This window comes from Propionivibrio sp. (assembly GCF_041441355.1).
Classification (GTDB): domain Bacteria; phylum Pseudomonadota; class Gammaproteobacteria; order Burkholderiales; family Rhodocyclaceae; genus Propionivibrio.
This window is the reverse complement of sequence record NZ_JASDTF010000004.1, coordinates 122,600-144,689: the sequence shown is the minus strand read 5'-3', so window position 1 is coordinate 144,689 and position 22,090 is coordinate 122,600. Positions and strand designations below refer to the sequence as shown.

17 protein-coding genes and 1 CRISPR repeat array are annotated in these 22,090 nt (G+C 63.8%); of the genes, 9 read left to right on the top strand and 8 right to left on the bottom strand.

Annotation, left to right across the window (positions count from 1 at the left end; genetic code table 11):
- Positions 1-12: 12 nt before the first annotated feature.
- Positions 13-1,557, bottom strand: a complete 1,545-nt coding sequence (locus QMB55_RS01425; protein WP_497586871.1) for an acyl-CoA carboxylase subunit beta — start codon at positions 1,555-1,557, stop codon at positions 13-15.
- 224 nt (positions 1,558-1,781) lie between these two features.
- Here QMB55_RS01425 and cuyB point away from each other — a divergent pair, with 224 nt between their 5' ends.
- Positions 1,782-3,146: a cysteate racemase gene (gene cuyB / locus QMB55_RS01420; RefSeq protein WP_497586870.1), complete on the top strand. Its 1,365-nt coding sequence runs from the start codon at positions 1,782-1,784 to the stop codon at positions 3,144-3,146.
- 34 nt (positions 3,147-3,180) lie between these two features.
- Positions 3,181-4,623: direct repeats of the CRISPR family, unit length 37 nt; unit sequence GTTGTAGCTCCCTCTCTCACCCCGGAAAGCTACAATC.
- 62 nt (positions 4,624-4,685) lie between these two features.
- On the opposite strand, the gene cas2 is transcribed toward cuyB, so the two are convergent.
- The 3 genes from cas2 to cas9 are packed head-to-tail and all read right to left on the bottom strand — an operon-like array spanning position 4,686 to position 9,229.
- Positions 4,686-4,994: a CRISPR-associated endonuclease Cas2 gene (gene cas2 / locus QMB55_RS01415; RefSeq protein ID WP_497586869.1), complete on the bottom strand. Its 309-nt coding sequence runs from the start codon at positions 4,992-4,994 to the stop codon at positions 4,686-4,688.
- Positions 4,995-5,022: 28 nt separating this feature from the next.
- Positions 5,023-5,925 carry a type II CRISPR-associated endonuclease Cas1 gene (gene cas1 / locus QMB55_RS01410; protein WP_497586868.1) on the bottom strand — a complete coding sequence of 301 codons (903 nt, stop codon included), beginning with the start codon at positions 5,923-5,925 and terminating at the stop codon, positions 5,023-5,025.
- On the bottom strand, positions 5,912-9,229 hold the full coding sequence (cas9, locus tag QMB55_RS01405; protein WP_497586867.1) for a type II CRISPR RNA-guided endonuclease Cas9: 3,318 nt from the start codon (positions 9,227-9,229) through the stop codon (positions 5,912-5,914). The genes cas1 and cas9 overlap by 14 nt, the downstream gene beginning before the upstream one ends.
- A gap of 238 nt (positions 9,230-9,467) precedes the next feature.
- Between cas9 and QMB55_RS01400 the strand changes: the two genes are divergently transcribed.
- From QMB55_RS01400 to QMB55_RS01375, 6 genes are all read left to right on the top strand, one after another.
- On the top strand, positions 9,468-11,831 hold the full coding sequence (locus QMB55_RS01400; RefSeq protein ID WP_497586866.1) for a putative bifunctional diguanylate cyclase/phosphodiesterase: 2,364 nt from the start codon (positions 9,468-9,470) through the stop codon (positions 11,829-11,831).
- A gap of 256 nt (positions 11,832-12,087) precedes the next feature.
- Positions 12,088-12,363 carry a hypothetical protein gene (locus QMB55_RS01395; protein WP_497586865.1) on the top strand — a complete coding sequence of 92 codons (276 nt, stop codon included), beginning with the start codon at positions 12,088-12,090 and terminating at the stop codon, positions 12,361-12,363.
- A 360-nt stretch (positions 12,364-12,723) separates the two neighbouring features.
- Positions 12,724-13,677 (top strand): esterase/lipase family protein, encoded by a 954-nt coding sequence (locus tag QMB55_RS01390; RefSeq protein ID WP_497586864.1) that lies wholly within the window; start codon positions 12,724-12,726, stop codon positions 13,675-13,677.
- Between the two features lie 35 nt (positions 13,678-13,712).
- Positions 13,713-14,480 (top strand): hypothetical protein, encoded by a 768-nt coding sequence (locus QMB55_RS01385; RefSeq protein WP_497586863.1) that lies wholly within the window; start codon positions 13,713-13,715, stop codon positions 14,478-14,480.
- A 195-nt stretch (positions 14,481-14,675) separates the two neighbouring features.
- Positions 14,676-15,716 carry a type II asparaginase gene (locus QMB55_RS01380; RefSeq protein WP_497586862.1) on the top strand — a complete coding sequence of 347 codons (1,041 nt, stop codon included), beginning with the start codon at positions 14,676-14,678 and terminating at the stop codon, positions 15,714-15,716.
- Positions 15,717-15,903: 187 nt separating this feature from the next.
- Complete coding sequence (locus QMB55_RS01375; RefSeq protein ID WP_497586861.1) at positions 15,904-17,526, top strand: methyl-accepting chemotaxis protein; 1,623 nt, start codon at positions 15,904-15,906, stop codon at positions 17,524-17,526.
- Between the two features lie 59 nt (positions 17,527-17,585).
- Here QMB55_RS01375 and QMB55_RS01370 read toward each other — a convergent pair whose 3' ends face one another.
- Together QMB55_RS01370 and QMB55_RS01365 are read right to left on the bottom strand one after the other, a co-directional pair.
- A complete protein-coding gene (locus QMB55_RS01370) occupies positions 17,586-18,020 on the bottom strand; it encodes a DUF3788 family protein (protein ID WP_497586860.1) in 435 nt (144 codons plus the stop codon).
- Positions 18,021-18,038: 18 nt separating this feature from the next.
- Positions 18,039-18,518 carry an SRPBCC family protein gene (locus tag QMB55_RS01365; RefSeq protein ID WP_497586859.1) on the bottom strand — a complete coding sequence of 160 codons (480 nt, stop codon included), beginning with the start codon at positions 18,516-18,518 and terminating at the stop codon, positions 18,039-18,041.
- A 347-nt stretch (positions 18,519-18,865) separates the two neighbouring features.
- Between QMB55_RS01365 and QMB55_RS01360 the strand changes: the two genes are divergently transcribed.
- Both QMB55_RS01360 and QMB55_RS01355 read left to right on the top strand, forming a co-directional pair.
- The gene (locus QMB55_RS01360; RefSeq protein WP_497586858.1) at positions 18,866-20,080 is read left to right on the top strand and encodes a cation:proton antiporter; all 1,215 of its coding nucleotides are present in this window, start codon (positions 18,866-18,868) and stop codon (positions 20,078-20,080) included.
- On the top strand, positions 20,077-21,231 hold the full coding sequence (locus QMB55_RS01355) for a YbdK family carboxylate-amine ligase (RefSeq protein ID WP_497586857.1): 1,155 nt from the start codon (positions 20,077-20,079) through the stop codon (positions 21,229-21,231). The genes QMB55_RS01360 and QMB55_RS01355 overlap by 4 nt, the downstream gene beginning before the upstream one ends.
- On the opposite strand, the gene QMB55_RS01350 is transcribed toward QMB55_RS01355, so the two are convergent.
- Both QMB55_RS01350 and QMB55_RS01345 read right to left on the bottom strand, forming a co-directional pair.
- On the bottom strand, positions 21,164-21,712 hold the full coding sequence (locus QMB55_RS01350; RefSeq protein WP_497586856.1) for a GNAT family N-acetyltransferase: 549 nt from the start codon (positions 21,710-21,712) through the stop codon (positions 21,164-21,166). The genes QMB55_RS01355 and QMB55_RS01350 overlap by 68 nt on opposite strands.
- Positions 21,709-22,032 carry a hypothetical protein gene (locus QMB55_RS01345; protein WP_497586855.1) on the bottom strand — a complete coding sequence of 108 codons (324 nt, stop codon included), beginning with the start codon at positions 22,030-22,032 and terminating at the stop codon, positions 21,709-21,711. The genes QMB55_RS01350 and QMB55_RS01345 overlap by 4 nt, the downstream gene beginning before the upstream one ends.
- Between the last annotated feature and the right edge of the window lie 58 nt (positions 22,033-22,090).

The following is a 22,090-nucleotide window of genomic DNA, read 5'->3' as shown; positions in this document are numbered from 1 at the left end:
GGCAGGCCTCGCTTACAGCGGCGGGATGCCGTGTTTGCGCGCCGGACGCGTTTCGCTCTTGTTGCGCGAAACCTTGAGCGCGTGCGCGATGTAGGCGCGCGTCTCTTCCGGGTTGATGACCGCGTCGACGTAGCCGTTGGAGGCGGCGACGTAGGGGTTGGCGAACTTCTCGGTGTATTCCTGCACCTTCTGCTTGCGCATTTCGTCGGGGTTGTCGGCGGACATGATCTCGTTGCGGAAGATGATGTTGGCCGCGCCCTCCGGACCCATGACCGCGACTTCGGCGGTCGGCCAGGCGAAGACGAAGTCGGCGCGCAGGTGGTGCGAGCACATGGCGATGTAACCGCCGCCGTAGGCCTTGCGCAGGATCACCGTGATCTTCGGCACCGAGGCTTCGCTGTAGGCGTAGAGCACCTTCGCCCCGTGGCGGATGACGCCGGCGTGTTCCTGGTCGGAACCCGGCAGGTAGCCCGGGATGTCCATCAGGGTCAGCAGCGGGATGTTGAAGGCGTTGCAGAAGAGGATGAAGCGGGCGATCTTGTCCGAGGCGTCGATGTCGAGCACGCCGGCGAGGTAGAGCGCCTGGTTGCCGATGATGCCGACCGTCTCGCCATTGACGCGGGCAAAACCGATCACCGCGTTGGGGGCGAAGAGTTCATAGACTTCCATGAATTCCGAGTCGTCGACCAGGGCACGGATCACGTCGCGCACGTCGAACGGTTCCTTCGAGTCCTTCGGAATCACCGACTCGATCTTGTACTGACGCTTCGGCTCCTTGACCGCCAGCGGCTCGGAGCGCTCACGGTAGTTGGCCGGCAGGAAGGCGAAGAGGCGCTTGATCTGGTCGAAGCATTCCTGTTCGCTGCGGGCGAAGAAGTGTGCGTTGCCCGAGGTCTCGGCCTGGACGCGCGCACCGCCCAGGTCTTCCATCGAAATTTCCTCGCCGAGCACGGTTTTGACGACTTCCGGGCCGGTGATGAACATCTTGGAGATCTGGTCGACGACGAACACGAAGTCGGTCAGCGCCGGCGAGTACACGGCGCCACCGGCGCAGGGGCCGAGGATCACCGAAATCTGCGGCACCACGCCGGAGGCGAGGGTGTTGCGGTAGAAAATCTCACCGTAGCCGGCGAGCGAGTTCACGCCTTCCTGGATGCGCGCGCCGCCCGAGTCGTTGATGCCGATGATGGGGATGCCGAGGTTGATCGCGTGGTCCATCACCTTGGTGATCTTGCGCGCGTGCATGTTGCCGAGCGAGCCGCCGGCGACGGTGAAGTCCTGCGCGTAGATGCACACCGGTTTACCCGAGATGGTGCCGGTGCCGGTGATCACGCCGTCGGCAGCGAGCTCCTTGCCGTCCATGCCGAAATCCTTGCATTTGTGCTGGACGAAAAGATCGTATTCGTGGAAGGAACCGGGGTCGAGCAGGGCCTCGATCCGTTCGCGTGCGGTAAGCTTGCCACCGGCCTTCTGTTTGCTGATCGCCTTGTCGCCACCGCCCTTGGACGCGGTGCTTTTACGGCTGAAAAAGTCGATGATTCTTTGAGTGAATGACATGGAACTTGCTCTCCAATATAGGTGAGTCGACAGTGTTGTTATTCTTGAAAACGCGGCAGTTTAACAGCATTGAGCAGACGGACCTAGTAAGTGTTTTAATGTGTGAAAATGCAAATATTTCTTGCGTTTTCAAAGGGCTTAGTAAAATCGCTGATCGTTCGCTAACGGGTCATAAACGTGCCCCGAACGGCGGGTAACTGGCAAAAAAGCAAAGGAGTGTTTCGGTGGCTCGGAAGTACTGTTTTGGCGTTTTTGGCGCTCAGGCCGGTCTGGCTGGAGCGGATCTGGTCTTCAAACTGCGTCGCTTGGCGCGGGCGCGCGACGGTGCCGGTGCCGGTGCCGGTGCGCTCGACCTCCTGTACGCTGAACGTGTCGTAGCCACGCCCGAAATCGTGGCTGACGCCCTCGAAGCGCTCGGCCGGCAGGGCGCCGAGCGCGTGCTGTTGCCCGGCCTGGGGGATCACGCCCGGCTGCATTCGCCGGCGCCTGCAGCGCTTGTCGATCTCTTTGCCGCCGTGCGTGCGCACCTCGAACGTTTTGCTCCCGGCGGCCTCCGCTTGGGCGTGCTCGGCGCCGATCCGACGCTGCGCGCCGCCTTGGCGGCGCGTCTTGAGCGCTGGCCCCAGTGTTACCCCGATGCGGCGGCCGATCTGCCTGCCGACGACGTCGCCGTTCTCAGCCAGGCCGGCATCGAGCGTCTGGCGCAGGCCTGCGCCGAACTACGGGCACAGGGCGCGGCGCTGATCCTCACCGGCGAAGCCCGCTACGCGCTGGCCGTCGATGCCCTCGGTGAGCGCGGTTATCCACTTGTCGACCTCAACCTCGTCTATGCCCGTTATGCGCTCGAACTCGACGCTGCGCCGCGCACGCAGCCGCGCAAGATCGGTGTCGTCGGCGGCGTCGGGCCGGCAGCGACCGTCGACTTCACCGACAAGATCGTGCGCAACACCCCGGCCGGACGTGACCAGGACCACGTCAAGCTCGTCATCGAGATGAATCCGCAGATTCCCGACCGCACCGCCCACCTCGTCGGCGACGGCGTCGACCCGACCGGTGAACTTTATGCCACCTGCCGTCAGCTCGAACTCGACGCCGCCGACTTCATTGCCATCCCCTGCAACACCGCACACGCCTTCGTCGCCCGCGTGCAACCCTGCCTCTCGATTCCGGTGGTTAATATGCTGGCCGAAACGGTTGCCTACATTCGCGCCCAGCACCCGCAGTGCCGTCGCGTCGGACTGCTCGGCACCAACGGCACCATCGCCAGCCGTGTTTACCACAACATCGTCGAGGCGGCGGGGCTGGAAATCCTGGTGCCCGACGCCGAGCATCAGGCGCTCGTCATGCGCGCCATCTACGGCGAGCACGGCGTCAAGGCCGGCTTTACGTCCGGCCCGTGCCGCGATGACCTGATGCGCGCCCTCGAACACCTCGTCCACCGCGGCGCCGAAGTGGCGCTCCTCGGCTGCACCGAGCTGCCGCTCATCCTGGCCATGGACGAAAATTTCGCCGTTGGCGACCGCCGCGTCGTTCTGCTCGACCCGACGACCATCCTGGCCCGCACCTGCGTCGCGCTGGCGCGGGCGTGAAATCGCCGTTCGTCGTCGCTGAAACAAAAAGCACGTTGTAGCTCCCTCTCTCACCCCGGAAAGCTACAATCAGTCGAGCGCGAGGACGCGATCGGCCAGCGGTTGTAGCTCCCTCTCTCACCCCGGAAAGCTACAATCGCTTGCCGAGTTGGCCGAGCGCGCTACGTCGTTGTAGCTCCCTCTCTCACCCCGGAAAGCTACAATCACTTCCTCGATGATGAAGAGGCCGTAGAACGTTGTAGCTCCCTCTCTCACCCCGGAAAGCTACAATCTTCGTCAGCGCGTCCTTCATCACCGCGAAGGTTGTAGCTCCCTCTCTCACCCCGGAAAGCTACAATCGGCGCAGCCAGTACTGGTCGTGGTCGGCAAGTTGTAGCTCCCTCTCTCACCCCGGAAAGCTACAATCCCCGCGCCGGTCGGGCCGAACATGAAGGTAGTTGTAGCTCCCTCTCTCACCCCGGAAAGCTACAATCTCCATGGTGGTTCTCCTAAGGATCGATTCAGTTGTAGCTCCCTCTCTCACCCCGGAAAGCTACAATCCCTACCGCAGGGCAAACAACCTACCTGGGAGTTGTAGCTCCCTCTCTCACCCCGGAAAGCTACAATCGCCGCCTGTTGCCGCCGTCTGCCCCTTTCGGTTGTAGCTCCCTCTCTCACCCCGGAAAGCTACAATCTTGTCTGTTGCTTTCCCGCCACGCGATACGGTTGTAGCTCCCTCTCTCACCCCGGAAAGCTACAATCTTCAAGCATCACGCCCCTCCCAGTTCGGCAGTTGTAGCTCCCTCTCTCACCCCGGAAAGCTACAATCGCGCACGAAGGCATAGACTGCATCGGATGTGTTGTAGCTCCCTCTCTCACCCCGGAAAGCTACAATCCCCCTCCGCGTGCGCCGTCGGGACGCTGCCGTTGTAGCTCCCTCTCTCACCCCGGAAAGCTACAATCCAGCGCGCTCCTTTTCATCGTCGCCTGCGCGTTGTAGCTCCCTCTCTCACCCCGGAAAGCTACAATCGCTATGCTCTGCTGTCGTATCCCGGTTGCGGTTGTAGCTCCCTCTCTCACCCCGGAAAGCTACAATGCGCAGCACCGGCGTGTTCTCCAGGCGGAAGTTGTAGCTCCCTCTCTCACCCCGGAAAGCTACAATCCCATGGTGGTTCTTCCTTAGGACCGATTCAGTTGTAGCTCCCTCTCTCACCCCGGAAAGCTACAATCCACGCGGTTAATCAGGCGGTTTGACCCTCCGTTGTAGCTCCCTCTCTCACCCCGGAAAGCTACAATCTTCCGGACGGCTCGACCTCGACCACGACCAGTTGTAGCTCCCTCTCTCACCCCGGAAAGCTACAATCCCAGCGTGCAGTACGAGAGGCCGCGCGCAGGTTGTAGCTCCCTCTCTCACCCCGGAAAGCTACAATCGAGCACGCCCATCGGCTCGTTGCCCGAGCCGTTGTAGCTCCCTCTCTCACCCCGGAAAGCTACAATCTGGCAGTCATGAATCCCGCTCCCAGCCTTGGCTGGGAGCGGGATTTTTTCTTGGAGAATGTCTCAGAACAGTAGCATTTGATCAGCATTGACCTTTTTTTCCTGGAAAAGAGGCAGGCCGACAAGTAGCCGGATGCCGGTGAACTGTTTTTCGGTGACAGTCATGCAGCGTACCGAACCGGCTGGAGGAAGCGCGTCGACTAAGCGCTTGAGATGTTTTTCCTGAGCGTCGGCACCGTTGAGCAGGCGCGCGTAGACCGACCACTGGATCATGTCGTAACCGTCGTTGATCAGGAAGCGGCGGAATTGGACGTAGGCACGTTTTTCGACCTTGGTCACCGTGGGGAGGTCGAAGAACACGAGTAGGCGCATGAAACGGCGTGTCTCCTCACCCACGGCGTCAGCATTCCAGGCGGTGTGCCTGGAGCCCGGTCAGTGTCGGGAGATGGAGCGTACTGTCGTCATGCTCGAAGAGTCGCACCAGGCTCTGAGCGGCGTATTCGATCGATGAAAGTACAGCCATGCTTCCTTGCGGCATGCCCGTGTCGACGTTAAGCAGCGCGACTAACGCCGCTTTGTCCGTGGGCGTCAATTCGCCTTCGGCGGATGGAAGATTTTTGCGTACGTGCAGGTCGACGATTGGGCGAAAAGGTTCAATGAGGTCATCGGCGAGGTTGAAAGCGTTTTGTTCGCTGTCATGAAAGAGACCAATGGTCGGGTGCAGGCCATGCGCGACCAGAGCGCGCGCGATGGAACCACGCAACACGGCGTAACCATAATTGAGTGCGGCATTGCACCAGCGTTCTTCGGCGCGATAGAAGGCGGGGCCGAAGAGTTGTGCAAAGTAGTAGGCGGCGGCTTGGCCCTCGAGATTGTCCGGATCGCCCGAGCGGACGCGGCGGGCATAAGAGTCAAGCCGGTCGGCACCGTCGAGTCCAGCCAAACGCAGGCAGAGCGCCTGATTCTCGATCTTGCGCCGAACGATTGCGGCCCACGCCTGTTTGGCCAAGGGGCGGGCGATGTCGAGTTGCAGGCGCAGCAAGCGATTTGTGCGCGAGTGAGGCAAGAACGGTAGGAAAACACCGGACGGTTGGTGGTTGTCGCCCGTGGCGTAAAGGCCGATGCCGTATTCCGCGCAGGCCGCGAGCACGGAGTGGGTGAGGTTGATCTCGCGGTGATTAAGGACGATGACGGCGATGTCCTCGAAAGGGACGTAGGCCGTCTCTTCCTGTTCGATGGCCAGCGAAAAATGCTCCCGCCGCAGCCGGGCCGGGCGGGTGATCAGCAGGCTACGCCAGCCCACGTCGTGCCTCTACTGGCGCGGGGTAGATGTTGCCCAAGACGTCGACGTTGAATTTCCGCATGTTTGTTGCAGATAGGACCGATTTTCGGAAGTAGTTCTTATCGGGTATCGGTTGGTCGTGCGCGCGAAGTGTGAGGCGCCCATCGCTTTCGTACATCACGAAGTAGCCCGAGCATTTCTTGTCACCGAATGAAATTTCAACGTAATCGTGCTTGGTTAATGAGAAGCAGAAGACTGCGTTATCGGGCGGTACCTCATTGCTGATTCGCGTGGTATGACTGGCGATATAGGCAGGATATATCTGAAAGCCTTTCCCAAGTCGATACACATCAACATGGTGCATTGGCCCGAGTTCCGCAACTCCGCCCCGAATACGCACCCCTCCTTTCTGCGTCGAAATAACCTTCACTTTCTTGATTTCAGGCCCACGGATATCTGATGACGACGGTTTGAATACGGGGTCTGCAAACGCTTTTTTTCCATCGTCTCCATGGGTTGTTAAGCGCTCTCGAAGTAACGCGATCATCTTATGATTGTGTGAAAACGTGGCTCCGACAATATTGTCGAGATCTGCCAGTTTCAACTTGTAAAGAGGCGTTCGAACAAAGCTCTTGCCTTTGTCAATCAGTTTTGCGGAGCGAATCGTTTCTTCATGAATCGGTCCGCTGCCACGCTTCTGAGCCGCGCGCGATACGAATAGCGGCCGTAGTGAAGCAAGCGGGGTTTCCGGGTAGGTGCCCAAGCGGGCCATGTCTTCGCGGAGCAATCGCGGATCGTCGGTATTGAGTCGTGCGAGCAATTCATGCCGGAAGTGTGGCCAGGGATCGGGGAAGTGCTCGTGTATTTGCCGGAACAGCGCGGGGTCGATGATTTCGCCCGTCTCCGGATCGGGGAACCCGTTCCGCACGTCTGCAAGTTCCTTGTGTCGGGCATAGTCGGACAAGCGCTTGACCATCGCGTGGCTGCACGCGGCGACCACGGCGGCGTCGAGCGCATGGTGGCGGTCGCTGTCGCCACGCACTTTGTGCAGGCCCCAACGGGCGCGCAGGAAGGCCGTGAGCTGGCCGCTGATGACTACGCAGCGCTTGGCGGTGCTGTCGTCGGCCAGTTGCAGGTAACGTTCAACGAAATTCTTGAAGAAACGACAGATGTAGCGCGTGTCGTTCAGGTTGCGCTCACGGAAGCCCTCAGCCTCCTTGTCGCCGAAGTCCTTGCGTAGCAGTCGGGTACGCTTGGCTTGGCGATACGATTTGTTGCCCTCAACATAGGCTACGTAGCGTTGCCAGCGCGGGCCGCCGGCCTCGCCGTCGACCCGGTAGAAGTATTCGAACGGAGTGAGATTGCCCTTGTCACGGTTTTCCTTGGACAGGACGAGGACTTTGTTGTTCTTGCTGTCGTCGAAGCTGCGCGAGTAGGGCAGGGCGTGGTCGATTTCGGTTGCCCCGTCGGCGAAGATCGCCGCGACGTTGCCGTTCGGCGCGAGCGGCTGCTGGCTGTAGGCGCACTGGCCGTGTTGTTCGCGGTACAGGCGGTATTTCTCGAATTCATTGCCTTTGGGCGGTCGACCGAAAAACTCGGCAAAATCGGCTTTGTCTTTTTCGTTGCGTTCGCGGAAATTCTCCTGCTCTTTTTCAACATCTCTACGCCCTTCGATAAACCGCCCTTCTTTTGTCCACCGGCCATTCAATGGGCGTGAGAGGTCGCGCGCCATTTCGATATGCACGGCTTGTGGCGGGCCGTATTCACGAATGATGGCGTTGACCACTTTGCGCGCCTGGTTGAGCGCGCGCAGGACGACCGGATTTTTCGGTACGTCGAGGTCTTCGGCAAAAACCATGCGCCCCTTTTCGTCGCGCTTGGCGTAGAAAGGCGGCAGATAACGCTGCTTGCCTTGCAGTGGGGTGGCCAGTTGGCTGTGATGCCCGTACTCGGGGATGGCGGTGACGGCTTCGTCGTAGCGCAGGCCGCGCTCCATGAGCGGTACGATTTTGCGTAACGCTTTGAGCGATAGCGCGTGGAAGTCGCTGAAGCCGAGGTCGAGCAAGGCTTGCACGGTTGTTTCAGCGCCCGGCAGGGCCAGGGCGCGCAATTCACGTTCCACTTCTTCGCCATCTTTGAAGACGGTCAACACCCGGGCAATACGGTCGAGAGTTTCGGGATTGCCGCTCATCGCGGCGCCGGCCAGACCTTCCCACTCGGTTTCCAAGCCCGCCTTCTTGAACGCGCTGCGCAGTTCCTGCCATGCCGGGAGCTTGACGAGTCTCTCGCTCAAAGGATCCTTGCCTTTGCTGCTGCGCAGTCCAGCGAAGGCAAACGATTCGGGCAGCAAGCCCTTTTTGGCCAGTGCCGCATGCAATTGTTTGTAGGTGAAGTCGCCGGCTTGCTTGTAAGGGAGCGGCAGGGCGTGCAGGCGTTCCGCTTCGTTCAGCGGGCGCGTGCTGCCGTCGACGACAATTCTCAGGTTGTTGAGTCGTGTCAGCCAGACGTGGCGCTCGGCGGTGAAGCTGGCCTTGGGTGCCCTGTATTCGCTTTTCTCGAAGGTGCATTTTCCCAGCATGGCAAGGAGTTGCGCCCCGGCTAAAGCTGGCTTCTGCTGCCAGAAAAGACCGCCCTGGCGGTCGCCTTGGCCCAGGATGGCTTCTTCTAGTCCCGAATCCGCGTGCCGGTTGCCGAGTTCACGCTGGCGTTGAAAAAGCTGTGCCAGCTCATGGGCCAGAAGTACCCGCGAGAGCGCCTTGCCGTAGTCGCCGGCCTTGTTGCGTTGGGCCGTCGGGAATTCGGCGACAACCATCTCGGCTGCGCTGCGGTAGCCGTTCTCAGCCATCAGCTTTTTCGTTCCAGCCAGCCCCTGCTTGACCTTGCCGCCTTCGCCGGTTTTGTCTTCGTCGGCCTTCTTTTCCTCGGCGCGGCTGATCCAGTGGAACCCGCGGTGCTTGCAGAGATGGTAGATAACCCGTGCCCATTCCTCGGGTGACAAGCAGCGGTCAAGGGCGGCAACGCGTAGCGCCCATAAATTCGGGGTCTTCTGGCCGTTGCACGGTGGCGCTTTGAGCACCGCGATGTTCTCAATCAAACCGTATTTTTTTAGTCGGCGTGCCAGCTTGGTCAGGCGCCAAGCGCGGTTTTGCAGCCGATGTCGCATCAGGCGTGCATCGCGCCGCACCTTGTTGAGCGATTCGCCCTCCTTGGCGGTTTCGGCTTTATCAAAGGCGCGTACGCCCAAATCGATAATCCGACGCTCTCCGAGGACACACCAGCCGACCGAGGCGATTCCGATGTCGAGGCCAATGGTATGGGATTCCATATGCCTTGCACTCCGATATCCGAGAGGCATAGAATATCAGCCTTGTAGCTTTCCGGGGTGAGAGCCGTTGCTACAATAAGGTGCCGTCTTCGGACGGCGACCGTACCCAAAGGCCCGAGCGGTTCATCCGCTCGGGCCTTTCCCTTTTGCTTCGGCGTATCAGCGGCCTGTGGCATGATGCGCCTTCGGACCCAGGCGACAGAGAGCGCCGGGTCGTGCAGAGGGAGTCAAGGGGAAGATGTACTTTCCGATTTACGATGTGGTCGCCGCGACCTTGATGGCCATAGGCGCGGCGTTTTGCTTCGTCTGGGGTGGGGAGCGTTCGAACCGGGCCACGCTGGCCTGGGGCGCGTCCTATCTGGCGCTCGCGGTCGCCGCGGTGTCGGGATTCCGCCACCTGGAAGCGGCCAGCCTGTGGTTGTGCGGCGTGGCGCTGTTGGCGACCTCGATTTCCCTCGTCGCGGTCGGCGTCGGCGCCCTGCTGATGGGCGGGCGCAAGGTTCGCCTGGGCGGCGTCGGCGCGGCGGTGCTTGGCGTCGCCGTGCTCTTGGTCGTGGTCTCGTACGCCTACGGCGATCTCGCTGCGCGCGTGCTGGTCACTGTGCTCTTCGTCTCCGGCTACGCCGCGGCGGCCGTGCAGTTTCTTTTCCGCTTGCGTCATGTCTGGGTGGGCGTGGCGTTCATGCTCGAGGCCTTGGCCTTCCTGTACAAGCTGACCGACTGGCCCTATTTTTCGACCCCGGCGCAGAGCGAAGCGGTGTTCTACGTCCAGTGGGTGGCACACCTGCTGCTGGCGCTGGTGCTGCTGTTCTACACCGCCGGCCGTTCGCAGCGCCGCCTTGAGCGCGTCATCCGCCATTTCCCGGATGCGGTGATGGTCTGCGATGTCGACGGGCGCATCCTGATCGCCAACAACGCGCTGCTTGCGCTGACCGGCATGGCGAGGCCGGACGATCTGGTCGGCCGCAACATCGCGGTCGTCTGCGCCTCGACGAACGAAGCCGCGGTCTTCGTGCGGCGTGTCGGTCTGGGCGCGCAGGGGGCGCGGCGTGCGGCGCCGGAGACTTTCGAATGCCGTTTCACCCCGGCCTGCGGGCCGGAGTTCCCGGCCGAGGTGTCGGTCGCCACGTTCCGCGACCTGGGCGGGAACAGCGTGATCGTCCAGGTCCGCGACATGAGCGAGCGCAAGTCGGCCGAAGAGCGCATCCACGACCTCGCGTTCCACGACCAGCTCACCGGCCTGCCCAACCGGCGCCTGCTTGACGACCGCCTGCGCCAGGCGATCAACGTCAGCGCGCGCAGCGGTTTCTACGGCGCGCTGATGGCGATCGACCTCGACCATTTCAAGATGATCAACGACACGCTCGGTTACGAGGCCGGCGACCGCCTGCTGGCCGAAGTCGCCCAGCGGCTGCAGGGCAGCGTGCGCGAAGGCGATACGGTGGGTCGTACCGGCGGCGATGCGTTCGTGCTGGTCCTCGGGGGGCTGGGGACGAGCGTCGAGGACGCCGGCAGCGCGGCCAGCCTGATCGCCGAGAAATGTCGGCACGCACTCGAATCGCTGACCGAGTTCCACCTCTTCGACCGGGTCGCCTCGGCGAGCATCGGGGTGGTGCTGTTCCGCGGCTCGGCGACTTCGGCGCAGGATTTGCTCAAGCAGGCCGAGATGTCCTTGTACGCGGCCAAAGGGGCTGGCCGCAATACCGTGCGCTTTTTTGATCCGATGATCGAGCGCGGCATCCGTCAGCGTACCGCCCTGGAGGTCGACCTGCGTCGCGCCCTCGAACGCGGGGAGCTGTTCAACGTCTATCAACCTCAGGTCGCAGACCAGCGTCTGGTCGGCGCCGAGGCCCTGGTGCGCTGGAATCACCCGCGGCGCGGGCTGATTTCACCCGCCGAGTTCATCCCTCTGGCCGAAGACACCGGGCTGATCGTCGCCATCGGTTACCAGGTGCTTGAAGCCGCCTGCGCCCAGCTGGCCTTGTGGTCGTCCGATCCGGCCAAGGCCGGGCTGACCATCGCCGTGAACGTCAGCGCTTACCAGTTCCGCCAGCACTATTTCGTCGACCAGGTGCTCGCCGCCCTGCGCAAGACCGGCGCCAATCCGCGCCGGCTCAAGCTGGAACTGACCGAGAGCCTGTTGGTGCACGACGTCGAGTCCTTGATCGGGAAGATGGAAATGCTCAAGGCGCGCGGGGTCGGATTCGCCCTCGACGACTTCGGGAGCGGCTACTCCTCGCTCGCCTACCTGCGCCGCCTGCCGTTCGAACAGCTCAAGATCGACCAATCTTTCGTGCGCGACGTGTTGCGCAATGCAGGCGACGCAACCATCGTTCGTTCGATCGTCGCCCTCGGGCGCAGCCTTGGCCTGGGGGTGATCGCCGAGGGCGTCGAAACTCATGCCCAGCGCGACTTCCTGTCCAGCGTCGGGTGTTCCGCCTGTCAGGGCTACCTGATCGGGCGGCCGATGCCGGTCGGCGAATTCGAGGCCTTTGCCGAGCGCATTTTTGCCGGAGTGGCGCCGGCGCTTACGTTCGCCGCCCCGTTCAAAACCGAGGGCTCGGTGCCTGGCTACGCGCAGGCGTTCCCGCAGGGCGCCTAGGCCCTAGGCCGGCGCTTCGCGCCACGTCCCGGTGGCTGGGTGATGCCCGTTTGCTCTGTCCAAGCCACTGAGGTTGCAAGGGTTTTTGTTTTCTGCCCTTGCTGAGTCGACGTTGCGAAAGGCGGCGCCGGCGTCCGCTTCGAGCCGAACTAATTCCGAGCAAAACAGTCAACGATACGGGCGGCGCTTGCGCCGTTCCGTGTCCGCCGGGACACGCCTTCCCGGCACGACTGGTTGGAATCGAAAGGAGTCGGTGATGAAAAACGCTTCCCTGGTGGTGGTTGCGGTCGCACTCCTCGTCGGCGGATGCCTGCGTGAGGAGGTTTTGCCGGAGCTGGTCATGGTCGACGGCTTTGCCGACCAGCCCGCGGCGCTGAAATTCGATCCGGAGGAACTGCTCGCCAAAATGCCGACGGCCGCGGGTGGGCCGGGTGAGCCGCTCTGGAAGTCGCTCAGCTACTCCGAAGACCTCGGCGCGGCCTATGCCGAGCGCAGCTTTGCGTTGATCGAAAGCGACGTGCTCGAGAACTAAGCCCCGTACGCGTCCCGGGGCAGGATGCGGCGTTTGTTGTCCCTGCGTCCTGGCCGAGCGCCCGTTTCACGGGCGCTCGGGGGCTTCATGCCGCTGGAAGCGCCGTCCTGATTGCCCTCCAGCCTGCCGCCACGGCGCGCCGATACGTGCGGTGGGGCGCGGCCGATGGCCTTGGCCGGAGTGCCTAAAGTCCGGGCGGCTTGCGCAAAAAGCGCGCTTGGAGGATGCTCTTCCCCTGCCGGTCCGGCTCAGCGGCTTTCTCTAGAACACTAAAAACGCTGGTCGACCGCACGCGACAGCGTGCCGCCACGCGCGCTGCCCTGGCCAAGGACGCTCTGGACATCAGGAGGGGACACGACGATGTTGGCTTGGATTCTCAGGTTTGCGTTGGCGCTCGAAGTGCTGCTGTACGGCAGCCTGGTGAGCCGGTTTTACGGAAAGACGGGGCTGGTGCTGTTGCTGTGGGGCGTTGTGGCCGTACTGGTGGTGCGCCTGCTGTTCTGCGGTTTGACCTTTCTGCTGACCGCCGGCGGCCGGCCCTCGCTCGGGGCCGCGGCGCGCTTGCGCCTCTGGGGGCGGGAATACGCGGCCTTCGTCGCCAACTACCTGCTCGTTTCGCCTTTCGAATGCTGGTGGATGGGCGACGACCGGCTCGATCCGGCGCGTCGGTCGCCACCGGTCATCTTGATCCACGGCTTCAGTTGTTCCCGCGCCGCGTGGTGGTTCCTGCGCCGCAAGCTCGATGCGGCCGGCCTCAACGTCGCAACGCTCAGCCTCGAACCGCTCTACGTCGACATCGAGCGTTATTTGCCGCAACTGTCCCGGCGCATCGACGCCGTGCTGGCCCAGACCGGCGCCACCCAGGTCGTCCTGATCGGGCACAGCATGGGCGGGCTGGTGGCACGGGCCTGGCTCGCGCGCAACGGCAGCGAACGCGTGCAGCGCCTGATCACCCTGGGGACGCCGCACGGCGGCTCGCGCCTGGCGTATCTCGCGCCGGGGCGCAACGGCCGCCAGATGGAACCCGGCAACGAGTGGCTGGCGGCGCTCAACGCCGGCGGCCCGCCACCGGTCGACACGCTCACCCTCTACTGCGAGCACGACAACTACGTGGCACCGTCGGCGCATCTGCAGCTGCCCGGGGCGCGGCGGATCGTGCTGGAGGGCATCGGTCACCTGTCGCTGCTCTATTCCGGGCAGGTCGCCGGACGGCTGCTCGCCGAACTGGCGCCGGCCTCGGCGCCACGCGCCGTTGCGGCGGGCGAGGCGTCCGAGGCATCAGGTCACGAGGAGCGCCTGTGCTGGAAGCGTTGAGCGTTTGCCGGCGACGGGGGCGAGGAGGAAACACCATGGACGCAAGGTTCGGGCGTGGGGTCGCTGCTGCCGCGCTGGTGCTGGCGGCGTTGAGCCTGGGGGCGGCGCAGGCCCAGGGCGTGTACAAGTCGCAAGGCGCGCAGGGGCCGGTGTTCTCCGACAAGCCGCAACCCGGCGCGCGCGAAGTCAGCTTGCCGCCGCTCAACGTCATCGATACGTCGAGCGACCGGGCCAGTCCTTCCGGCACCGCGCCGCCACGGCCGAGCGAAAGCGGCACGGCCACGCCCGATGCCGCGCCACCGGTGTACCGCAGCTTCGCCATCGTCTTCCCCGAGAACGAGGGCAGTGTCGTCGCCAACACCGCCGTCTTCGAAGTGCGCGTGGCCGTCGATCCGCCGCTCCAGCTCGGCGCCCGACACGCCGTGACGGTCAGCCTCAACGGCCAGCCGGTTGGACGCCGCTTCACCGCCACTGAGTTCATGATCCCGCCCGAGTTTTGGGGCGACACCTTGCCGCCGCCCAACCAGCGCATGCAGCTCGACGCGGCGATCGTCGACGGCGACGGGCGCGTGCTGCGCCAGGCGGCGCCGGTCAGTTTCTACCTGCGCCATGCCTCGCGCCTCAACCTGCCGCCACACCCCCAGCCGCGCCCCGTCCTGCCGGGCGCGACCCTGCCGCCGCCGACCCGTCAGCCCGTGAGCCTGCAACCCGGTGTGGCGCTTGAGCCGAAACCGGGCATGCCCTCGACTTCGCCGTCCCCGGCGGCGCCGAAAGCCGGGCTGTTGCGACGCGATACCCCTTGACCATCCCCTCGGATTACCGGTCGAAAACGGTTCTTGCGCAGGGGGCCGGAAAGTCGGGGTGTTATTGCTTTTTTAAGATGTAAAAAGCCACTCTTTCTGGCCCGGTCCGGCGCATAATCGCCGGGCAAGCCCGCTTGCCGCCATGACACAAGATGAGGCGCGAGCGGATTCGAATTTTCTTTCGGAGTCAGATCGATGAACAACCAGCGTCAGATTCTCTCCTCCCTGATCGCCGCTGCTTTCCTGGCGACCTCGGGCCTCGCTTTCGCCCAAAAACCCGGCGTGATGATCTATGCCACCGGCGGCACCATCGCCGGCTCGGCCAAGAGCGCGACCGACACCACCGGTTACACCGCCGGCGCGCTCGGCATCGACATCCTGCTGAATGCAGTTCCCGAGATCAAGAACGTCGCCGACGTCAGCGGCGAACAGATTTCCAACGTGGCGAGCGGCGACATCAATCAGGCCATCCTGCTCAAGATGGCCAAGTCGATCAACGCCAAGCTCGGCGAGCGCGGCACCAATGGCGTGGTCGTCACGCACGGCACCGACACGCTCGAGGAAACCGCCTTCTTCCTCGACCTTACGGTCAAGAGCAAGAAGCCGGTGGTGGTGGTCGGCGCCATGCGCCCGGCCACGGCGATCAGCGCCGACGGCCCGATGAACCTGCTTGAAGCCGTGACCCTCGCGGCGAGCAAGGAAGCCGAGAACCGCGGCACGCTGGTGATGTTCGGCGACCGCATCTCGTCGGCCTTCTACGTCACCAAGACCAACACCACGACGCCCGACACCTTCCGCAGCTACGACCAGGGCTACCTCGGCGCGATGGTCGGCCTGGTGCCGCGTTTCTACTATGAGCCGGCCAAGCCCATCGGCAAGCCCCAGTTCGACGTCTCGAAGTACGAAACCCTGCCTAAGGTCGTGATCCTCTACAGCTACCAGGATCAGGACGTCGCCCTGCTCGACGCCGCGGTCGCCGACGGCGCCAAGGGCATCGTCATCGCCGGTACGGGCAACGGCTCGGTGCCGAGCGCGCTCAAGGCCAAGCTGGTCGAGATCATGGACAAGGGCATCCCGGTCGTCCGCTCCTCGCGCGTCGGCACGGGTTTTGTCACCAGCAAGCAGGAAGGCATCGGCGCCGGCTACTACAGCCCGCAGAAAGCGCGCATCCTGCTCTCCCTGGCGCTCGCCGAAGGCGCGTCGATGGAGAAGATCAAGGCCTACTTCGGTTCCTGATCGATCGTAAGGTCTCGCATCGCAAACGGGGAGCTTGGCTCCCCGTTTTTTTACGCAGGCCGCGCCGGATGGGTGTTTCGATTGATTCGGGTTGTTGCTTTCATGCAGAATTCATGCCCTTTCGATCGTCGATGTCGTCCATTTGCGGTCCGGCCGGCGATGGAAAGCAAAAGGGGGAAACACGGGGATGAAACTCTCCAGCAGATTGATTCTGATCGTCGCCGCAGTGGTGCTCGGTCTGTCCGCGGTGAGCGGGTTCGCGGTCTACAAAATCCGAGAAACGATGCTCGAAGAGCGCAAGGCCGGGATGAGCATCCTGTTGCAACTGGCGGCCCGGCAGGTCGGGCGTTATCAGGAGATGGAAAAGAGCGGCAAGCTCTCGCGGGACGAAGCGCAGCGCGCTGCGCTCGAAGCCATGCGCGGCTTGAGCAAGGGCGACAACTACGTGTTCGTGCGCGGTGGCGAGAATTTCACCACCATGCTGGCGCACCCGGACAGCCGTTTCGAAGGCAAAGTCTCGGACGGCGGCTTCCTGCCCGGCGGCAAGAAGAAAGTGTTGACCGGCTATCTGGAAACGCTCGAGAAACAGGAGGTCGGCTTCCTGTTCAATACCTCGAAGCGGCCGGGTGGTGAAGTCGATCTGCCCAAGGTGAACGGCGTGACCAAGGTGCCGGGCTGGAACTGGCTGATCGGCACCGGCGTTTTCCTCGAAGACATCGACGCCAGCTTCCGCCTCTACGTGATCGAGTTCGCCGCCTTCGGCGTTCTGCTGGTGTTCACCGTGATCGGACTCGCCGTGGCGCTGGTCAAGGGCATCTATCGCGGGGTCGGCGGCGAGCCCGCCTACGTCGCTGAAGTGGCGCGCGCCATCGCCCAGGGCAACCTCGGGCACACCCTGCGCACGCCCGCGCCGGCGGGCAGCCTGCTGGCGACGGTCGACGAGATGCGCCAGAACCTCGGCACCATGGTCCATCAGATCAAGGACGGCGCCGATACGCTGGCGGCGGCCTGCGCTTCGCTGAGCGGGCTGATGGGACAGATCAACGGCGTGGCGCAGAATTCGTCGTCCTCCACCGGTTCAGCCGCGGCGGCGATCGAGGAGATGACGGTGAGCATCGGCCTCATCTCAGAAACGGCGCGCAACACCGAGGCGTTGTCGCACAAGTCCTCCGAGTTGGCGGGCAACGGCGAGACCCTGGTGCGTAATCTGACGAGCGAAATGGCGGAAATTTCCCGCCAGGTCGGCGATTCGTCGGCGCGCATCACCGAGTTGGTTTCCCGCACCCAGGAGATCGGCGGCATCACCCGAGAAATCGCCGAGATCGCCGATCAGACTAACTTGCTGGCGCTCAACGCCGCCATCGAGGCCGCCCGTGCGGGCGAGCAGGGGCGCGGTTTTGCGGTGGTTGCCGACGAAGTGCGGAAGCTGGCTGAACGGACGGCGCAGGCGACCGGGCGCATCTCGGGCATGATCCGCAACATCCAGACCGACACCGCGGCCGTGGTTGACAGCATGCAGGCGGTTTCGCCGCAGGTGGCGCGTGGGGTCGAGATCGCCAGTGAAGCCGGGCGTTCGCTCGAAGCGATCCGCAATGAAACCGGGGTGACGCTGGAGAACCTGCGCGAAGTGAGCCACTCGACGGCCGAACAGAAAGGCGCGACCGAGGACATCGCGCGCAGCGTCGAACAGATCGCTCAGATGGTCGACTCGATGGCGGCCTCGGTCAATTCGGCGAACGAACGCGTCGGCGCACTGGAAGCACTGTCCACCGTGTTGCGTCAGTCGGTGCAGCGTTTCCGGGTGGGCTGAGGCGTTCTCTTCCCAAGCGCACGAGGTGGCTGAGGTCGTCGCGCTTGGGGAAAGGCCCTTTATCGGCACTCACGCTTGAAGCGCAGGATGCGGTAGAGATCCGGCAGTTGCGCCGCGTCGGCGACGTCGATCATGAAGTAGCGGTTCTTCCGTCCTTCGCCGCTCGCCTCGAAGGCGGCGAGGAGGGCGGCATCGACCGCCAGCCGGTGGGCCGCTTCGGCCTGTTTGGGGCCGAAGTAGGTCGTGACCTTGAAATAGCCCGGCCAAACGGAGAGCCAGGACACGGTCCGCTTTCCGGCGACGATGCGGCAAAGCCAGGCGCGCACGTCACGGTAATAGCGCCAGTCCGCGCCCAGCTCGAGCGGCGGTACGCCGAGCGCGGCGATGAATGCGCCGTAAGCCGGGTGGGCCGTGGCAAGGGCCTTGGCCAGGACGGCGTCGTTCGGTTCGATGGCGGAGTCGCGCAGGGCGTTCATCGGTGTGTTCCGCGTCATGGCGCAGGCCGCCTAGGCTTACAGCGCGCTGCCGTGCCGCAGGTAATGGTTCAGGCGCTCTTCCCATTCGGTCATGAAACGACGATACGCCTCCGCCGTGAATTCGGCGACGAAGGCGTCGCCGCGTGGCCCGAGGCTGGTGTGCTGGTAGCCGATCTCGGCGGTGCATCCCCCGTCGGCCGGGCGCAGCTGAATTGTCAGCCGGCAGGCCGTGACCGCCGGGGTGATCTTGAGCATCTCGACGAAACCCGACGCCGGCTCGTGGCGGGTGACGTACCACACTGCTTCGTCGCCATCGGCGTCATCCTCGTCGTCGGCGGTGACGAAGACACAGTCGCGTTCGGCGACGCCCGAGGCGGAAATCACCCGTGTCGGGGCCCATTCCCGGATCCACTCGGCCTCGCGCACCGGGCAGAGCAGGGGAAAGACCGCCTCGGGCGGTGCCGCGAGGTGCTGGGTGTAGGTGTGCGCAGCGCGGACGGGAGGAAGGATGAGCATGATGGACCTCGGCGAAACGTGGGTGAGCGGTGGCGTGCAGAGTGGGCCGGGGACGGCGCTGGCGCCAGGGTGAACCGTGAAGCGATAGACGGGTCAAGCGGCGCATCTTGGCGGGCGGGTTGGGCTGGCAGGCGTCAAGAGAAACCGTTGCGTTATCAGGGGTTTGAGGGCGGCCGGCGGACACCGCGAATGCTTGTGGTTCGGGCGTATGCGTGTTAAAAGAACATTTGCCTTAAATGTAATTGTGCTTTCCTTTTTACAGAATTTGGCCTCAATGGAGCCGATCATTCATGGCAGATGCACTTTTGTCTCCTTTGCGAGAGGGGTGGGCCGCCGTTCAGGATAGATTGTTTTTCTTACCACCTTTCCCGGACCATTTTGATGTTCTGGCGACGGTGAGCCTGTTGCTGATTCTGGGCTTGCTCGCTGGCGAATGGCTGCAGGCCCGCTTGCGCTGGCCGCGGATGATCGGCTACGTGTTGGCCGGGGCGGTGCTGGGGCCGCGCCTGCTCGGCTGGATCAGCCTTGAAACCGTGGCCAAGATGCGCCCGATCGCCGACGCGGCGCTGGGCATCCTGATGCTGGAAATGGGGCGACGCCTCCATTTTGGCTGGTTGCTGCGCAACCGGCGCTTGCTGCGGGTGGCCTTGGGCGACATCGTCGTGTCGTTCCTCGCGGTCTTCATTTTTTCTTATTACATCGCCGGCCTGAGCGTGGCCTGGGCCGCGGCGGCGGCCGCCGTTACCATGGCGTCGGCGCCGGCCGTGGTTCTGCTCATCACCGACGAAACGAAGGCGCAAGGCCAGGTCACCGAGCGCATCGTCCTGCTCACGGCGCTCAGTTCGGCCGCGTCGTTCTTCGTCTTCGCCCTGGTGCTCGGCGTCGTCCATGCGCAGCAGAACGACGACTGGCTGAGCGCCTTCGTCCATCCGCTCTGGGTCGGCGGCGGGGCGACGCTGATCGCTTGGCTGGCGGCGTCGCTGGCCTTGAAGGTCGCCGCCTTGCTGGCCAAACGTTCGCTGTCGCAGGTCTTCGTCCTCATCGCTTCAGCGCTGCTCGCCGTCGGGGTGGCGCGGATGGTCGCCGTGCCGGTCTTCCTGACGCTGTTCATGATGGGCGTCGTGCTGTCCTGGCGCGACGCGCAGAACGTGCTCAGCTACACCAACCTTCCCGATGCACACTGGCTGCTTTCCATCCTGCTCTTCGTCGTGGTCGGCGCCTGGCTGCCGTGGCATGACTTCAGCCTGTGGTCCGGCATGCTGGCCTTCTGGCTGTTGCTGGTGCGCGGGCTGAGCAAATGTCTGGTCGTCGCCGGACTGGCGCGCGACCTGCCGTTCGGAAAGCGCTGGTGCGTCGGGTTGGGCATCCAGCCGTTGTCGGCGACGGCAATCTTCATGGCCTACGAACTCGCCGCCCTGTATCCCGAAGTGGGGCGCTCGGCGCTGGCGCTTCCCCTGTTCGCCGCCACGATCATGGAACTGGCCGGGCCTTTGTTGTGCCGCTTTGCTCTGCGCAGTGCCGGCGAAACGGCGGAAGAAACCCACTCGAAAGGACTCGGATGACGACCTCACCCCGTTTGCCGGAATTCAAGGCCAGCCCGGCCTTGAGCCTCGGCGTCGAATTGGAGCTGCAGCTCCTGTCGCTGCGCGATTACGACCTGACCCGGGCGGCCACCGATCTGCTGCATGCCCTCGACTACGACGAGCGCTACGGCGAGATCAAGCTTGAGGTCACCGAGAGCATGATCGAAGTGAGCACCTTGCCGCGGACGCACGTCGATGGCATTCACCTCGACCTGCAGGGCTTGCGCGCCGTCCTGCTCGAATGCGGAACGCAGAACAACATCGCGGTCTGCGGCGGCGGGACGCACCCCTTCCACCACTGGCCGGACCGCCGGATCTGCCCGGGCGAGCGCTACGACCAGACTTACCGCCGCTACGGCTATCTTGCCAAGCAATTTACCGTGTTCGGCCAGCACGTCCATCTGGGCTGTGAGTCGGCCGACGACGCGGTGTGGTTGACGCAAGCCCTGTGCCCCTACGTTCCCGCCTTCATCGCGCTGTCCGCCGCTTCGCCCTACGTCGACGGCGTCGACACCTTCTTCCAGTCGGCGCGCTTGAACGCCGTCTCAGCCTTTCCGCTCAGCGGCCAGTGTCCGCCCCTGCGCGACTGGAACGCCTTTGTCGAGTACTTCGACTTCATGGCGGCGTGCGGCATCGTCTCCGGCATCAAGGACCTGTACTGGGACGTGCGCCCCAAGCCCGAGTTTGGCACGGTTGAAATCCGGGTTTTCGACACGCCCTTGACGATCGAGCAGGCGACCAGCCTGACCGCATTTGCCCAATGCGTCGCTCGCTGGCTGCTGCGCACCCGGCCGGAGATGGATGCCGCGCTGAACCTGCACGTGGCCCGCTACAACAAATACCAGGCCTGCCGCTATGGGCTCGACGCCAAGGTGTCCGATCCGCTGCGCCGCATCCAGATCGACCTGCGCACCTGGGTCGAGGAGATTATCCGGGCGACTGAAGACGATGCCGACGCCCTTGCTTGCCGGCCGTGGATCGATCGCCTGCGGGCCCGGGTGAGCGGCGCACAGCCGCCCGACGCCGCATGGGTGCGGGCACAGTTCGATCGCTTGCAGAACCTCAACGACGTGGTCCGGGCGGCTTCGCACCGTTTTCGCGGGGAAGCTGAGGGCGCGCCCGCAGCATGACGTGCGAAAGGATGCCGGTGCGATTGAGGAAATCGCGTTCGGGCAGGATGCAAAAACCTAAGCGCAGATAGAGTCGTAGCGCCGGGTTCGTCGAGCGTACCGCTAGGGAGAGCGCCGTGCCGGCCGCGTCGGTCATGCGCAGCAGCTCGGTCAGCAGGGCCGTGCCCAGGCCCAAGCCCCGGAATGACGGCAACACGGCCACCGAAAGCTCGGGCGTTTCTGTGTCGATCCAGCCCCAGCCCGGGGCCGTCCGCGGAAAGCACCGGCACCACGCCGCCCCGATCGGCTCGCCGGCGTGTTCGGCCTGTGTGGCGATTACGCCCAGGTCGCCGGCCCGGCCCCAACCCTCGACGTAGCGCGCGAGCATCGGGTGGCGGCGCACCGTGCCGACCGGGTCGTCCTCGGCTTCGAGCAGCGCCGCGTGGCTTTGCGCCCGCCAGAGGAAATCCTGGTCCTCGGGGCTGGCCGGGCGAAGCTTCACTCCTCGATCCCCACCCAATCCTGCCAGGATTCCTTCGGGCTTAGCCCCAGCCGGCGGTGAACGTTGAGCAGGGCAAAAATCTCCGACGCCACTTCGGGCGGAAAACCTTGGCGCTGCTCGCGGTCGCAGAGCATCAGGTCGATCAGCGAGCGGTCCAGCGCCGGTGTGCCCCATTGATCGGCAAAAAGGGCCAGCAGGTGGGGAAACTTCTGTTCGATCACCTTCGGGTAAGCCTTGGCGTCGCTGCCCATCTTGCGCAGTAGCAGCGTTTTCACGGTTTGCAGATCGGTGCGCGGCGCAGGCTCAGAATTCTCATGCATGAGGTTCTCCCGGCAAGCTTGAACGGGAACGCGCGGCGGCGCGTTCCGATCTCTGGCA